Source organism: Actinorectispora metalli, from assembly GCF_056323685.1.
On record NZ_JBREYE010000001.1, the window covers coordinates 3,510,530 to 3,523,861 of the forward strand.

The window sequence follows — 13,332 nt, forward strand, 5'->3', positions numbered from 1 at the left end:
GCCGTGGGTCTCCCCCCAGCTGTCTATGAGAACGTGCTCCCGATCAGGGAGTTCCTGCTGGTCTGCCTCATTTCGGCAGCCGCGACGTTTCTGCTGACCGGCCTCATCCGGCTGCTCGCCATCCGGATGGGGGCGGTCGCCTACCCGCGGGCGCGCGATGTGCACGTGACGCCGATGCCTCGGATGGGCGGCGTGGCGATGTACGGCGGCGTGCTGGTCGGCGTGCTGCTGGCGCACAGTCTGCCGGTGCTGCGCAACTCGTTCTTCGAGACCGATGTATTCGCCGCGGTGGTGGCGGGCGGCGTGATCATGCTGGTCGGCATGCTGGACGACCGCTTCGAGCTGGACTCGATCACCAAGCTGGCGGGCCAGGTCACCGCGGCGGGGCTGCTGGTGCTGTTCGGCGTGCAGTGGCTGTTCATCTGGGTGCCATGGAACGGCTCACCCGGCAACATGGGTTCGGTGCTGATCCTGTCCGGCAACCAGGGCAGCATCCTGACGGTGTTGCTGGTCGTCACGATGGTCAACGCGATGAACTTCGTCGACGGCCTCGACGGCCTGGCCGCGGGCATCGGCCTGATCGCCTCGGTCGCCACGGTGGCCTTCTCCATCAATGTGCTGCACGAGAACAACTACAACGCCCAGGCCTACCCACCAGCCCTGATGGCCTCGGTGATGGCGGGCGCCTGCCTCGGCTTCCTGCCCTTCAATTTCCAGCCCGCCAAGATCTTCATGGGCGATTCGGGCTCCATGCTGATCGGCCTGATGCTGGCCACCTCGATCACCTCGGCCGCGGGCAAGCTCAACCTCGCCAACATCGGCGGCGACGACGTGGTCGGCCTGCTGTCCCCGTTGGTCGTGGTCGCCGCGGTGTTGTTCGTGCCGCTGCTGGACCTGCTGCTGGCGGTGATCCGCCGCACCAAGGAGGGCAGGCACATCTTCAGCGCGGACAAGATGCACCTGCACCACCGCCTGCTGGAGATCGGCCACTCCCAACGCCGCGCCGTGCTGCTCATCTACCTGTGGGCGGCGGTGCTGGCCTTCGGCGCCGTGGCCCTGACGATCTTCGACCTCAACGTCGTGATCTGGGCCGTCCTCATCGGCCTGCTGGCGGCCCTGCTCGCCTCGGCGATCCCGCGCCTGCGCTCACGCTGAGCCGTTGTCATCACGGAAGCGCTTGATCTCCTCCCGGCTGGCCAGCCGGTGCTGCCGCCGGATCTCGGCCTCCGCCCACCGCCGCTTCGCCTGCGGGGTGTCGGGCAGGACCGGCGGGATCGGCCGCGACTTCCCATCCGCGTCGATGCCCACGAACACCAGATAGGCGCTGGCCACATGGGTCGCGGGCGTGGACTCGTTCCACCGCTCCGCCATGACACGCACCCCGACCTCCATCGAGGTCCGCCCCGTCCAGTTGATCTGCGCGCTCGCGTGCACCAGGTCACCGACGTGGACCGGCGTCATGAACACCATCTCGTCCATGAATGCGGTCACCGCCGGGCCACCGGAGTGCCGCCCCGAACAGGCGCCCGCCACCTCGTCGACCAGTTTCATGATCACGCCACCGTGCACGGTCCCGTACAGGTTGGTGTCCACCGCGGTCATGATCTGACTCAACGTCGTCGCCGACACCGACGTCGGTTTCCCCTGGAGCTCACTCATCACACTGCGACCCTAACTCTGCCCTGACCAGCCGACAGGCGGGATGGATCACAGGCGGAAGTCCTCGCTATCCAGATACGCGACGACCGCATCCAGATAACGCCGGTACCGTGCGCGGGTTGTTGGCACCGCCGCCGCCACACGCTCCAGATCGATGTGGATGCCACCGTGCCTGAGGTATCTGTGCAATCCGACTGACGGCGCCAGTTCGCGCGCAAGCTCCTTGCTGAGCACACCCACCTCGGCCGCGTAGCTGAATGACTCGCCGACATTGGCATCAGCGTGGCAGTTCTTGGTGGTCAGCTGATCGTTGATGCCCGCCGCCAGCTCGACAAGGTGACTCAGGATGTGTTCGGCGGCAAGTCGCAGGACGGTGTCGGAGCGCAGTACCGCAGCATCGTCCAAGCCAGCGTGATCGAGATTCTGAAGCATCAGGCGCATCGAGTTCACCCGCCGACGAAGCGTCTGCTGATCCAAACAAGACGGCAACACGGGATGAACTCTCCCAAACATCCGCAAACTGGTTTCCAGGCGAAGCTGTCGCAGCGCGGCCATCTAGGCTGTCCGTATGGGGGAACGCCGTCTGCTCGCCACCAGCGACCTGCACATCGGGTACGCCGAGAACCGGAAGCTCACCGCTGAGTTGCGGCCGACCACCGATGAGGACTGGCTGATCGTCGCGGGCGATATCGCCGAGACCTGGGCCTCCATCGAGTGGACGCTGCGGCTGCTGGCCGGGCGGTTCGCCAAGGTCATCTGGGCGCCGGGCAACCACGAGCTGTGGACCGTGCCCAAGGACGAGGTGCAGGTCAGGGGACAGGTCCGCTACGAGATGATCGTCAAGCTCTGCCGCGAACTCGGCATCCACACCCCGGAGGACGAGTACCCGGTCTTCGAGACCGACGCCGAGCGCCTGGTCATCGCGCCGCTGTTCCAGCTGTACGACTACACCTTCAGCGTCGGCGGCGAGTCCAAGGAGGCGGCGCTGGAGCGGGCACACGCGTCGGGCGTGGTGTGCACCGACGAGTACATGCTGCACCCCGACCCCTACGCGACCCGCGACGACTGGTGCCGGGCCCGCATCGGCCAGACCGTGGAGCGGCTGGAGGCGATCCCAGGGGACCTGCGGACGGTGCTGATCTCGCACTGGCCGCTGCACCGCGGGCCGACCGAGATCCTGCGCTACCCGGAGTTCGCCATCTGGTGCGGCACCACCGCCACCGCCGACTGGCACCTGCGCTACCGCGCGGCGGTCGCCGTGTACGGGCACCTACACATTCCGCGCACCCACCACTATGACGGCGTCCGCTTCGAAGAGGTCTCCCTCGGCTACCCCCGCGAATGGAAGCCCCGCGCCACCGCGCCGGTGGTGCCCCGGGTGATCCTCTAGCCGGGGTGTAACTTGGGGTGTTCGGGTTTTGAGGTGAGGGTGGATGAGCGAGACGCCTGATACGGCGACGTTGATGGACCTGGTCAAGACGGGCGGAAAGGACGATCCGCACGCCAAGGCCGTCCGCGCATTGGCTGCCAACATGCTGCGGGCTGTGCTGACCGTGGGCGGGGCGACGGTGGCGATCGGAATCGCCGTGTTCGCCGTGCTTTACGGGTGGCCCGGCGCCCTTGGTGCGTTGGTCGGCGGAGCCGTGGCGATCGTCGCGGCGCTCATGACCCTGGGGCTGATGCACGCCACCGCCCGGCTCGGGGTCCACCTCGTGATGGCTGCATCGCTCGGCGGCTTCGCGCTCAAGATGGTGATCCTGCTTGTTGTGATGCTGCTGTTGCGTGGCGTCTCGGTTCTTAACCCGGACGCACTAGCGTTCACCATGCTGGCTGCGGTTCTCGTCACAGCCGGTGCGGAGGCAATTGCGTTCCGCCGGACCCGTATTCCCACGATCATTCCCGAATCGGGACCTACGTCCTAGGCCGATCGGCGTTAACTGGTACAGCCGTCTGGTATCGATTTACCGGCTGATATCGTGCACATCGTGGAGCGAGGCACCCTCCGCGCGGGAGCAACCGCGAGGGTGCCGCTTCCTGATGCTCGGAACGCGTCAGGTACGTTACTCCCGATCGTGACGATTCCCCCGGCGGAGTGAACGCCGGCCGGGAGAACCGGAAGGAGCCCAGGTGCGCCTGGTACTGGCTGAGGGTGGCACGTTCGTTCCCCCAGGGGCGAAGGACTTCGAGCTACCGCCCCTATTCGGCTTCGTCACGAAGCCGATGCTGCTGGTGGCGTTGTCCGTGGTCATCATCGCCGTGGTCTTCCTGATGGCGACCCGCCGGATGTCGCTGGTCCCTGGCAAGTTCCAGTTCGCCGCCGAGTCGATCTACGACTTCACGCGCAACGGCATCGCCCGCGAGCAAATCGGCTCCAAGGACTTCAAGCCGTTCATCCCGCTTATTTTCTCGTTGTTCACCTTCATGTTGGTGAACAACATCTACGGGCTGATTCCAGTCGTCCAGTTCCCGACGATGTCGCATATCGGCTTTCCGCTCGCGGTCTCGGTGCTGATCATGTACCCGATCTACCACGGCGTGGGAATCAAGCGGCATGGATTCTTCGGCTACATGCGCAAGGAACTCTTCCCGGCAGGCGTCCCGAAGCCGATCTACCTGCTGCTCACGCCGATCGAGGCGTTCACGAAGTTCATCATGAACCCGATCACGCTCGGCATCCGAATCTTCGCCGCGATGTTCGCAGGCCACCTCATCCTGATGCTGTTCGCACTCGGCGGTGAGTACCTGCTGATTCACGGCAGCATCGCGTTGAAGCCGCTGGCGCTGTTTGCGTGGGCATTCGCCATCGCGATGACCTTCCTTGAAGCGTTGATCATGGTGATTCAGGCGTACATCTTCGCCCTGCTGTCCGCGAGCTACATCGGAATGGCGCTGGCCAGCGATCACTGAGTGGTCGACACAAGCACCCGATCCGCGAAGACCGCGGACCGAGTTTGAAAGGGAAACACACGTGAGCATGATCCTTGCCCAGGCGACCGAGGCGATCAACCTTGCTCAGGCGGCCGACAAGACCCCCCAGGGCCTCGCTCTGATCGGCTACGGCCTCGGCGCGATCGGCCCCGGCATCGGCGTGGGTCTGATCTGGTCCGCGGTCATCAGCGGCACCGCCCGCCAGCCGGAGGCCCGTGGCGCCCTCATGGGTATCGCCTGGACCACCTTCGTTCTGGTCGAGGTGCTCGCCCTGATCGGCCTGGTGCTGTTCTTCACCGTCTGATCCGAGGCCGATCTCGCTGGGAGGCGTAAGTGGTTACTCCTCAATTGAATCTCGCGGCGACAGAGGTCAACCCTGTCCTTCCGCACACGGTCGACATCATCGTTGGCCTCGTCGCCTTCCTGCTGCTGCTTTGGGTCGCGAAGAAGTACATCGTTCCTCGGTTCGAGGCGATGTACGCCGAGCGCACCGCGAAGATCGAGGGTGGCATCAAGCAGGCCGAGCAGGCTCAGGCCGAGGCCAAGGACGCGCTGGAGCAGTACAAGGCGCAGCTTGCCGAGGCGCGTCAGGAAGCGGCTCGGATCCGCGACGACGCACGGGCCGAGGGCCAGGTGATCGTCGACGAGATGCGCCAGGCGGCGCAGTCCGAGGCGGACCGCATCGTCGCCCAGGGCCAGGCGCAACTTGCCGCCCAGCGGGCTCAGATCGTCGCGGAACTCCGCGGTGACCTTGGCACGATGGCGGTCACGCTGGCGGGCCGGGTGGTTGGCGAGTCCCTCGAGGACGAGGCCCGCCGCCGCGGCACGGTCGACCGGTTCCTGGACGAGCTTGACTCCGCGTCCGCGACGGCAGCCAAGTAGGGAGTAGTGAGGACGATTTCTACTACCCTGCACGCCGCAAGCCGGGATGCGCTCGCCGCGGCGGAGAACGCGCTGCAACGGGTCGTCGACGGCGTCGAGGGCGACGCGCTGAGCAAGATCGGCGGCGAGTTGTACGACGTCGTCGGTCTGCTGGCACGGGAGCCGGGCCTGCGTCGCGCGCTTGCCGACGCGTCCACCGACCCCGCAGGCCGCGAGAAGCTGATTCGCGGCCTGCTGGGTCGGAAGGCGGGCAAGGCGGCCAAGGACATCGTGGCCGCCGCTGTCACCCAGCGCTGGTCCAGCCCGCGGGAGCTGCTGGACGGCCTGGACGCGCTGGCCACCACGGCACTGCTGATCCGCGCCGAGCGGGACGGCAGGCTGGACGCGGTGGAGGACGAGCTGTTCCGGTTCGCCCGCATCGTGGCGGCCCAGCCCGAGCTGGACAGGCTGCTGTCCGACCCGCTCGGTCCGCGCGAGGGCAAGCTGGCGCTGGTGCGCGGCCTGGTCGGTGACAAGGTCGAGTCGGTGACCAAGGCGCTGCTCGAGCAGCTGGTCAGCCAGCCGCGGGGCCGGGGCGTCGTGGACGGGCTCGACGAGTTGGCCGCACTGGCGGCCAAGCGCCGGGAACGGTCGGTCGCGCATGTGGCGACCTCCGTCGCCCTCAGCGAAGAGCAGCAGAACCGGCTCTCCTCGGCACTGGAGCGGATCTACAACCGGCCCATCGCACTGCATGTGCAGTTGGACCCGTCGCTGCAGGGTGGCCTGGTCATCCGCATCGGTGACGAGGTCATCGACGGCAGTGCGGCCGGACGGCTGGACGCGCTGCGCCGCGAACTCGCCGGCTGACAACAGAAGAGACCTATTCCGTAGGCCCAGCGTGCGGCCAGGACGAAGTTAGTGAGAGCAGGACAGACATGGCGGAGCTGACGATCTCGTCGGACGAGATCCGCAGTGCGATCGAGCAATACGTCTCCTCCTACTCCCCGGAGGTCAGCCGGGAAGAGGTCGGAGTCGTCACCGAGACCTACGACGGCATCGCCAAGGTCGAGGGCCTGCCGTCCGCGATGACCAACGAGCTGCTGGAGTTCCCCGGCGGCGTGCTTGGTCTGGCGCAGAACCTGGACGCCCGTGAGATTGGCGCGGTCATCCTCGGCAACTTTGAGCACATCGAGGAGGGCCAGGAGGTCAAGCGGACAGGCCAGGTGCTCTCGGTGCCGGTCGGCGATGGCTTCCTCGGCCGGGTGGTGAACCCGCTGGGCCAGCCCATCGACGGCCTCGGCGACATCGTGGCCGACGACAACCGCGCCCTGGAGTTGCAGGCAGCCTCCGTGCTGCAGCGTCAGCCGGTGAAGGAGCCGCTGCAGACCGGCATCAAGGCCATCGACTCGATGACCCCGATCGGCCGCGGCCAGCGTCAGCTGATCATCGGTGACCGCAAGACCGGCAAGACCACGGTCTGCGTTGACACGATCATCAACCAGAAGAAGAACTGGGAGACCGGCGACCCCAAGCAGCAGGTGCGCTGCGTGTACGTCGCCATCGGCCAGAAGGGCTCCACCATCGCGGGCGTCAAGACCGCGCTGGAGGAGGCGGGCGCGCTGGAGTACACCACCATCGTCGCCGCCCCTGCCTCGGACTCCGCGGGCTTCAAGTACATCGCGCCCTACACCGGTTCTTCCATCGCGCAGCACTGGATGTACCAGGGCAAGCACGTCCTGATCGTGTTCGACGACCTGTCGAAGCAGGCCGAGGCCTACCGCGCCGTGTCGCTGCTGCTGCGTCGCCCGCCGGGCCGCGAGGCCTACCCCGGTGACGTCTTCTACTTGCACTCCCGCCTGCTGGAGCGTTGCGCGAAGTTGTCGGACGACCTGGGCGGCGGTTCGCTGACCGGTCTGCCGATCATCGAGACCAAGGCCAACGACGTGTCGGCCTACATCCCGACCAACGTCATCTCGATCACCGACGGCCAGTGCTTCCTGGAGTCCGACCTGTTCAACGCGGGTGTCCGGCCCGCGATCAACGTCGGTATCTCGGTCTCCCGAGTCGGTGGCTCGGCGCAGATCAAGGCCATGAAGACGGTGTCCGGTTCGCTGCGCCTGGACCTGTCGCAGTTCCGTGAGCTGGAGGCCTTCGCGGCCTTCGCCTCCGACCTCGACGCCGCGTCCAAGGCTCAGCTGGAGCGCGGTGCCCGCCTGGTCGAGCTGCTCAAGCAGGCCCAGTACTCGCCGGTCCCGGTCGACGAGCAGGTGGTGGCGATCTTCCTCGGCACCCAGGGTCACCTGGACTCGGTGCCGGTGGCGGACGTTCGCCGGTTCGAGGCCGAGTTCCTCGACCACGTGCGCCGCAACCACGAGGGCATCCTGGCCGAGATCCGGGACAAGAAGACCCTGTCCAAGGAGCTCGAAGAGCGCATCGTCAACGCCGTGAACTCCTTCAAGGAGGGCTTCACCGGCACCGACGGCAAGCCCGTCACCGAGGCGCCCGCCAAGCCGATCGACGCGGACAAGGTCAGCTCCGAGGCCGTCAAGGTCAACAAGCCCGCACCGGCGAAGAAGTAACCCATGGCCGTTCAAGTTCGAGAACTGCGTGGACGGATCAAGTCCGTCCAACAGATGAAGAAGATCACCAAGGCGCAGGAGCTCATCGCGATCTCGCGGATCGCCAAGGCCAAGGCGCGGGTGGCCGAGTCGCGTCCGTACGCGGTGGAGATCACCGACGTGCTGACCGAGCTGGCCACGGCGGCATCCAACCTGGACAATCCGCTGCTCACGCCCCGGCCCGAGCCCAAGCGGGCGGGCATCCTGGTGGTCACCAGTGACCGCGGCCAGTGTGGTGGCTACAACGCCAACGCGCTGAAGGCCGCCGCCGAGCTCCAGGAACTGCTCCGGTCCGAGGGCAAGACCCCGGTGCTGTACGTGATCGGCCGTAGGGGTGTGAGCGCCTACAAGTTCCGCCAGCGCAAGGTCGCCCAGTCGTGGACCGGCTTCTCCGAGAAGCCGTTCTACTCGGACGCCGCGGCCGCGGGGGACACGCTGGTGGAGGCGTTCCTGGCCGGTGCCGACGACGAGGGCGACGACCCGGGCGCGGACGGTATCCTGGGTGTTGACGAGCTGCACATCGTCTACACCGAGTTCGTCTCGATGCTGACTCAGCGCGCGGTCGCCAAGCGCATCGCGCCGATGGAGATCGAGTACGGCGAGGACCAGCACAAGCTGAGCTCCGCCTACGAGTTCGAGCCCAGTGCCGAGACACTGCTCGCGGCCCTGCTTCCGAAGTACATCAAGACCAGGATTTACGCAGCGCTGCTGGAATCGGCCGCATCCGAGTCGGCTGCACGGCGTACCGCCATGCAGGCGGCAACGGATAACGCGACGGAGCTGATCCGGACGTTGTCCCGCGAGGCCAACCAGGCCCGCCAAGCCCAGATCACCCAGGAGATCAGCGAGATTGTCGGTGGCGCCAACGCTCTCGCTGCCGCCGCAGGAAGTGATGAGTGACATGAGTGCTACTGCCACCACCACCGGGCGCGTGGTCCGGGTCATCGGTCCGGTCGTCGACGTGGAGTTCCCGCGGGAGTCCGTGCCGCAGCTGTTCAACGCGTTGAACGCCGAGGTGACCTTCAAGGCCGTCGCCAAGACGCTGACCCTCGAGGTCGCCCAGCACCTCGGCGACAACCTGGTCCGCACCATCTCCATGCAGCCGACGGACGGCCTCGTCCGCGGTGCCGAGGTCAGCGACACCGGCCGCGCCATCTCGGTGCCCGTCGGTGACGTCGTCAAGGGCCACGTGTTCAACGCCCTCGGCGACTGCCTCGACGCCCCCGGCACCGGCCGCGACGGCGAGCAGTGGGGCATCCACCGCAAGGCCCCCGCCTTCGACCAGCTTGAGGGCAAGACCGAGATCCTTGAGACCGGTGTGAAGGTCCTCGACCTGCTCACCCCGTACGTCAAGGGTGGAAAGATCGGTCTGTTCGGCGGCGCGGGCGTCGGCAAGACGGTGCTCATCCAGGAGATGATCACCCGTATCGCCCGCGAGTTCTCCGGCACCTCGGTGTTCGCGGGCGTCGGCGAGCGCACCCGTGAGGGCAACGACCTCATCCTGGAAATGGACGAGATGGGCGTGCTGCCCGACACCGCGCTGGTGTTCGGTCAGATGGACGAGCCCCCGGGCACGCGTCTTCGCGTCGCGCTCTCGGCGCTGACCATGGCGGAGTACTTCCGCGATGTGCAGAACCAGGACGTGCTGCTGTTCATCGACAACATCTTCCGCTTCACCCAGGCCGGTTCCGAGGTGTCGACCCTGCTGGGCCGCATGCCTTCCGCCGTGGGTTACCAGCCGACGCTGGCGGACGAGATGGGTGAGCTCCAGGAGCGCATCACCTCGACCCGTGGCCGCTCGATCACCTCGTTGCAGGCGATCTACGTGCCCGCGGACGACTACACCGACCCGGCCCCGGCGACCACGTTCGCCCACCTGGACGCGACAACGGAGCTTTCCCGCCCGATTTCGCAGAAGGGCATCTACCCGGCGGTCGACCCGCTGTCCTCGTCCTCCCGGATTCTGGAGCCCTCCATCGTGGGCGCCGAGCACTACCGGGTGGCGCAGGAGGTCAAGCGGATCCTGCAGAAGTACAAGGAGCTGCAGGACATCATCGCCATCCTCGGTATGGACGAGCTGTCCGAAGAGGACAAGGTGCTGGTGGGTCGCGCCCGTCGACTGGAGCGCTACCTCGGCCAGAACTTCTTCGTCGCGGAGAAGTTCACCGGCCAGCCGGGCTCGTTCGTGCCGATCAAGGACACGATCGAGGCGTTCGACCGCGTCTGCAAGGGCGAGTTCGACCACTACCCCGAGCAGGCGTTCTTCTCCTGCGGTGGCCTGGACGACGTCGAGGCCAACTACAAGAAGCTCCAGGGCTGATTGTCGGACCTGTTGCCGGAGCCGGGGCCGCCGTCAGGTGGCCCCGGCTCCGCCATGCCGGGGGAGAGCATGCTCGCGTTCCGGGCAGAGACGTGGCGGCGCACCGCCTACGGCATCACCACGCTGCCGCTGGCGTCCGTCGTGTACCTGGCGCTGACCCTGCCGGGACTGATCGCCGGTCCGCTGGCGGCGGTCGGCGCGATCCTGACCGTGTTGCTGGCACTGGCCTTCCGCCGGGTGGCCCGCCACGCGGTCTGGTTCGAACGCCGCCGGGCTCAGGTGCTGTTGGGCCGCGACATCGGCCCCAGCCCCGGCAGGCGCTGGCGTGAGGTGGCCTACCTGCTGCTGAACGTCCCGTTCGGCCTGCTGTTGTGCTTCGTGTGCGCCTACCCATGGGTGCAGGTCCTCTACTCCCTGAGCTACCCGATCCTCCAGTGGGGCACCACCTTCGGACCCAGCACCTGGGGCGGCCCGACGTGGCTGGGTGCCGTCGCCCTGCACACGCTGCCCGGAGTGATCCTGCTGGTGGCGGGGCCGTGGCTGATCAGGTGGGCCACGACGGCACACGCCGACTGGACCGCCCGCATGGTGGGGTCCGGTGCGTCCTCGCCCGGGACACTCAGCTGAGGGGCACCACCACGGGCGCCTTGCCCGGATAACCGACCTCCACCTCCACCGACCTGCCCGGCACGAACGCGGCATGGCTGCCCAAGGGCTGCCAGTCGGTGGCCTGCGAGGTGCGGTAACGCAGCTCGGCTCCATAGGCCGCCACCGCCCACCCGCGGTCCGGTATCCACAGCCTCACCGGCAGTGGCTCGTTGGTGTCGATTGGCCCGCCGTAGAGCACATCTCGCGACCGGACCCCAGGACCGGTCCTGACGGCTGCGAGCTCCTCTCGCCGATCGCCTTCCCGGAAGCCGAACAGAGTGAGCTGGGTGATCTCGGCGACTTCCACCGTGGCTGTCCACCTGGTTGCCCTGGCATCCAATCCGGGATCGAGATATCCCATCGCGCGCAGATCGTCGAGCTTCATCGGCTCCGGGCTGACGTCGATGTGACCGTTGGCGATGGTGCGGGTCCGGCCGTCAGGGGCACCCCAGGGCAGTTCAACGCCGGGAGACCGGGGCCCCGGCTCGTAAGTCTTCGAACGTGAGGCCTGTACCGGCTTGAAGAGGTAGGAAGGCTTGTTCTGAGGGTCCGGCCAGCTCGTACCGATCAGTACATCGTCGGCGAGCACCTGGTCGGGCAATGTGCCGGTGTGGACACCTTCGTCGGCTTCCAACTGCCGCCAGGGCCGCTGGTACCGCCCGTTCGCTCCGCTTTCGCCGGACGAGATGAGCAGCGGAGCCTTGGTGGTCAGCGTGATCAACACCCGCCTGCGCTCACCCGCCAGGAAGGCCGCGGCGGCGGGGTGGTCGACGCTGGGCATCACGCTGCTGATCAGCTTCAACGCGCTGTTGCCGAGGTCGATCACCAAACCAAGCGCCACCGAGTTGGTAGCTGCCCGGGTTGAATCCGCTCGGGCGAACTCCTGCGTGACCACAGCCGCGCGGCCCGCCTCCGTCTCACCCGCCCAGAACACGTGGGGCTTGCCGATCGGGGCGCCGAACGGGGTGTCACTCACGATGGGAAACCAGCCGCGGTTTTGCCAGGCTGCGATCGCCCCGTCGAGGAGTCCCTGGTCCCGGCCGAGGCTGCCTTTGGTGTCTCCGATCAACCAGGCCCGCTGGTCAGGGGCGAGGCGGGAGGCGGAGCCGCCCCAGCCGATCGCCAGCCCCGCCGCGAGCGCGATGGCCAGCACCGTCGCCGTGCCCCCCAGCGCCAGCTGGCGTCGGATGCGGCGTCTGCTCGCGGTGAGCACCCGTTCGGTCCACCGGTCGGGGATCTTCGCCGCGCCGCCCGCCTCGTGCATGGCTCGGCTCAGCACGTTCACGTCCATGTGAGCCCTCCGATCGGAGCCGGTTCGTCGGTGCCTATGAAGCGTCGGAGTTCGGCGAGCGCGCGGGAGGTGTGGCTCTTGACGTTGCCCACGCTGCATCCGAGCACGTCGGCGGTCTGCTGCTCGGTCAGATCCTCGAAGAACCGCAGCACGAGCACCGTGCGCCGCTTCGGTGAGAGCACGGCCAGCGCCCGCAGCACCGTGTCCCGGTTGACCACCTGCTGTTCCGGCCCCTCAAAGCCCCGGTTCGACGCCAGATCGAGGGGTGCCTCCACCACCCGCCGCCTGCGCAGCCGCCACCGGTTGGTGGCCGCGTTGGCCAGCGCGGCCCGTGCGTAGGCCTCCGGGGAGCCGCTGATGCGACGCCACTTCGGGTACATCCGCTCCAGCACGTCCTGGAGCAGATCCTCGGCGGCACCGTGATCGCCCCCACATAACAGATAAGCGCTGCGCAATAGTCTCGCCGAGCTGTGCGTCACGAACTCGGCGAAGTCCTCGGACTTCATCGGCCCCCACTGTTCAGCATGCCGGCTTGCCGAGACAGTTCCATCTAGGTTGACACCGGTACGGGCGGAAGGGTTGCTTGGGCAGGCGTCTAAACTGCGGAGGACGCGCAACGAACAAGGAGTTCCCTGTGGCTGAGATGTCCGTCCAGCTGGTCGCTGTCGAGCGCCGCCTGTGGTCCGGAACCGCAACGATGGTGATCGCCAAGACGACCGAGGGCGAACTGGGCATTCTGCCCGGCCACCAGCCGCTGCTCGGGCAGCTTGTGGACGGCGGCGTGCTCACCATCAAGACCACCGACGGCCAGACCGTCACCGCGGCTGTGCATGGCGGGTTCCTCTCCGTCTCGGGTGAGGGCGTGAGCGTGCTCGCCGAGAGCGCCGAACTGGGCGAAGAGGTCGACGTCGAGGCGGCGAAGGCCAACCTCAGTCATGAGGACGAGGTGGAGAGGGCCAGGGCGGTCGCGCAGCTTCGCGCCGCCGGTCACTCGGTCTGAGCCGGCA

16 protein-coding genes are annotated in these 13,332 nt (G+C 67.1%); 12 read left to right on the forward strand and 4 right to left on the reverse strand.

Annotated elements, in window-relative coordinates; translation table 11 throughout:
• Positions 1 to 3 precede the first annotated feature (3 nt).
• On the forward strand, positions 4 to 1,155 hold the full coding sequence (locus ACU6XJ_RS16430; RefSeq protein ID WP_476311991.1) for a glycosyltransferase family 4 protein: 1,152 nt from the start codon (positions 4 to 6) through the stop codon (positions 1,153 to 1,155).
• Here the strand turns inward: ACU6XJ_RS16430 and ACU6XJ_RS16435 are convergent.
• Positions 1,147 to 1,659 (reverse strand): acyl-CoA thioesterase, encoded by a 513-nt coding sequence (locus ACU6XJ_RS16435; RefSeq protein ID WP_476311994.1) that lies wholly within the window; start codon positions 1,657 to 1,659, stop codon positions 1,147 to 1,149. The genes ACU6XJ_RS16430 and ACU6XJ_RS16435 overlap by 9 nt on opposite strands.
• Positions 1,660 to 1,707: 48 nt before the next feature.
• Positions 1,708 to 2,214 (reverse strand): HepT-like ribonuclease domain-containing protein, encoded by a 507-nt coding sequence (locus tag ACU6XJ_RS16440; RefSeq protein ID WP_476311997.1) that lies wholly within the window; start codon positions 2,212 to 2,214, stop codon positions 1,708 to 1,710.
• A gap of 13 nt (positions 2,215 to 2,227) precedes the next feature.
• Between ACU6XJ_RS16440 and ACU6XJ_RS16445 the strand changes: the two genes are divergently transcribed.
• From ACU6XJ_RS16445 to ACU6XJ_RS16490, 10 genes are all read left to right on the forward strand, one after another.
• Positions 2,228 to 3,049, forward strand: coding sequence for a metallophosphoesterase family protein (locus ACU6XJ_RS16445; protein WP_476311999.1), 822 nt, complete (start codon positions 2,228 to 2,230; stop codon positions 3,047 to 3,049).
• A gap of 43 nt (positions 3,050 to 3,092) precedes the next feature.
• The gene (locus ACU6XJ_RS16450) at positions 3,093 to 3,581 is read left to right on the forward strand and encodes a hypothetical protein (RefSeq protein ID WP_476312002.1); all 489 of its coding nucleotides are present in this window, start codon (positions 3,093 to 3,095) and stop codon (positions 3,579 to 3,581) included.
• 217 nt (positions 3,582 to 3,798) lie between these two features.
• Positions 3,799 to 4,566, forward strand: coding sequence for a F0F1 ATP synthase subunit A (atpB, locus tag ACU6XJ_RS16455; protein WP_476314057.1), 768 nt, complete (start codon positions 3,799 to 3,801; stop codon positions 4,564 to 4,566).
• A 67-nt stretch (positions 4,567 to 4,633) separates the two neighbouring features.
• Complete coding sequence (locus ACU6XJ_RS16460) at positions 4,634 to 4,891, forward strand: ATP synthase subunit c family protein (protein WP_476314059.1); 258 nt, start codon at positions 4,634 to 4,636, stop codon at positions 4,889 to 4,891.
• Positions 4,892 to 4,935: 44 nt separating this feature from the next.
• On the forward strand, positions 4,936 to 5,469 hold the full coding sequence (locus ACU6XJ_RS16465) for a F0F1 ATP synthase subunit B (protein WP_476314061.1): 534 nt from the start codon (positions 4,936 to 4,938) through the stop codon (positions 5,467 to 5,469).
• A gap of 15 nt (positions 5,470 to 5,484) precedes the next feature.
• The gene (locus ACU6XJ_RS16470) at positions 5,485 to 6,315 is read left to right on the forward strand and encodes a F0F1 ATP synthase subunit delta (protein WP_476314063.1); all 831 of its coding nucleotides are present in this window, start codon (positions 5,485 to 5,487) and stop codon (positions 6,313 to 6,315) included.
• Positions 6,316 to 6,383: 68 nt separating this feature from the next.
• Positions 6,384 to 8,027, forward strand: a complete 1,644-nt coding sequence (gene atpA / locus ACU6XJ_RS16475) for a F0F1 ATP synthase subunit alpha (RefSeq protein WP_476312005.1) — start codon at positions 6,384 to 6,386, stop codon at positions 8,025 to 8,027.
• Between the two features lie 3 nt (positions 8,028 to 8,030).
• The gene (locus ACU6XJ_RS16480) at positions 8,031 to 8,966 is read left to right on the forward strand and encodes a F0F1 ATP synthase subunit gamma (RefSeq protein ID WP_476312007.1); all 936 of its coding nucleotides are present in this window, start codon (positions 8,031 to 8,033) and stop codon (positions 8,964 to 8,966) included.
• A 1-nt stretch (position 8,967) separates the two neighbouring features.
• Positions 8,968 to 10,386 carry a F0F1 ATP synthase subunit beta gene (gene atpD / locus ACU6XJ_RS16485; protein WP_476312010.1) on the forward strand — a complete coding sequence of 473 codons (1,419 nt, stop codon included), beginning with the start codon at positions 8,968 to 8,970 and terminating at the stop codon, positions 10,384 to 10,386.
• Positions 10,387 to 11,013 carry a sensor domain-containing protein gene (locus tag ACU6XJ_RS16490; RefSeq protein ID WP_476312011.1) on the forward strand — a complete coding sequence of 209 codons (627 nt, stop codon included), beginning with the start codon at positions 10,387 to 10,389 and terminating at the stop codon, positions 11,011 to 11,013. It begins immediately after the preceding gene.
• Here ACU6XJ_RS16490 and ACU6XJ_RS16495 read toward each other — a convergent pair.
• Together ACU6XJ_RS16495 and ACU6XJ_RS16500 are read right to left on the reverse strand one after the other, a co-directional pair.
• Positions 11,006 to 12,325, reverse strand: coding sequence for a hypothetical protein (locus ACU6XJ_RS16495; protein ID WP_476312014.1), 1,320 nt, complete (start codon positions 12,323 to 12,325; stop codon positions 11,006 to 11,008). The genes ACU6XJ_RS16490 and ACU6XJ_RS16495 overlap by 8 nt on opposite strands.
• Entirely contained in the window at positions 12,316 to 12,831 is a 516-nt protein-coding gene (locus tag ACU6XJ_RS16500; protein WP_476312016.1) for a SigE family RNA polymerase sigma factor, read from the reverse strand. The genes ACU6XJ_RS16495 and ACU6XJ_RS16500 overlap by 10 nt, the downstream gene beginning before the upstream one ends.
• 128 nt (positions 12,832 to 12,959) lie before the next feature.
• Here ACU6XJ_RS16500 and ACU6XJ_RS16505 point away from each other — a divergent pair, with 128 nt between their 5' ends.
• A complete protein-coding gene (locus ACU6XJ_RS16505; protein ID WP_476312018.1) occupies positions 12,960 to 13,325 on the forward strand; it encodes a F0F1 ATP synthase subunit epsilon in 366 nt (121 codons plus the stop codon).
• The last annotated feature ends 7 nt before the right edge of the window (positions 13,326 to 13,332 follow it).

Excerpts from the sequence above, each read along its gene's own strand:
- ACU6XJ_RS16495 (WP_476312014.1), bottom strand. The coding sequence starts at position 12,325 with ATGGACGTGAACGTGCTGAGCCGAGCCATGCACGAGGCGGGCGGCGCG.
- ACU6XJ_RS16460 (WP_476314059.1), top strand. The coding sequence starts at position 4,634 with ATGATCCTTGCCCAGGCGACCGAGGCGATCAACCTTGCTCAGGCGGCC.
- ACU6XJ_RS16435 (WP_476311994.1), bottom strand. The coding sequence starts at position 1,659 with ATGAGTGAGCTCCAGGGGAAACCGACGTCGGTGTCGGCGACGACGTTG.
- ACU6XJ_RS16440 (WP_476311997.1), bottom strand. The coding sequence starts at position 2,214 with ATGGCCGCGCTGCGACAGCTTCGCCTGGAAACCAGTTTGCGGATGTTT.
- ACU6XJ_RS16450 (WP_476312002.1), top strand. The coding sequence starts at position 3,093 with ATGAGCGAGACGCCTGATACGGCGACGTTGATGGACCTGGTCAAGACG.
- ACU6XJ_RS16445 (WP_476311999.1), top strand. The coding sequence starts at position 2,228 with ATGGGGGAACGCCGTCTGCTCGCCACCAGCGACCTGCACATCGGGTAC.
- ACU6XJ_RS16500 (WP_476312016.1), bottom strand. The coding sequence starts at position 12,831 with ATGAAGTCCGAGGACTTCGCCGAGTTCGTGACGCACAGCTCGGCGAGA.
- ACU6XJ_RS16480 (WP_476312007.1), top strand. The coding sequence starts at position 8,031 with ATGGCCGTTCAAGTTCGAGAACTGCGTGGACGGATCAAGTCCGTCCAA.
- atpD (WP_476312010.1), top strand. The coding sequence starts at position 8,968 with ATGAGTGCTACTGCCACCACCACCGGGCGCGTGGTCCGGGTCATCGGT.
- atpA (WP_476312005.1), top strand. The coding sequence starts at position 6,384 with ATGGCGGAGCTGACGATCTCGTCGGACGAGATCCGCAGTGCGATCGAG.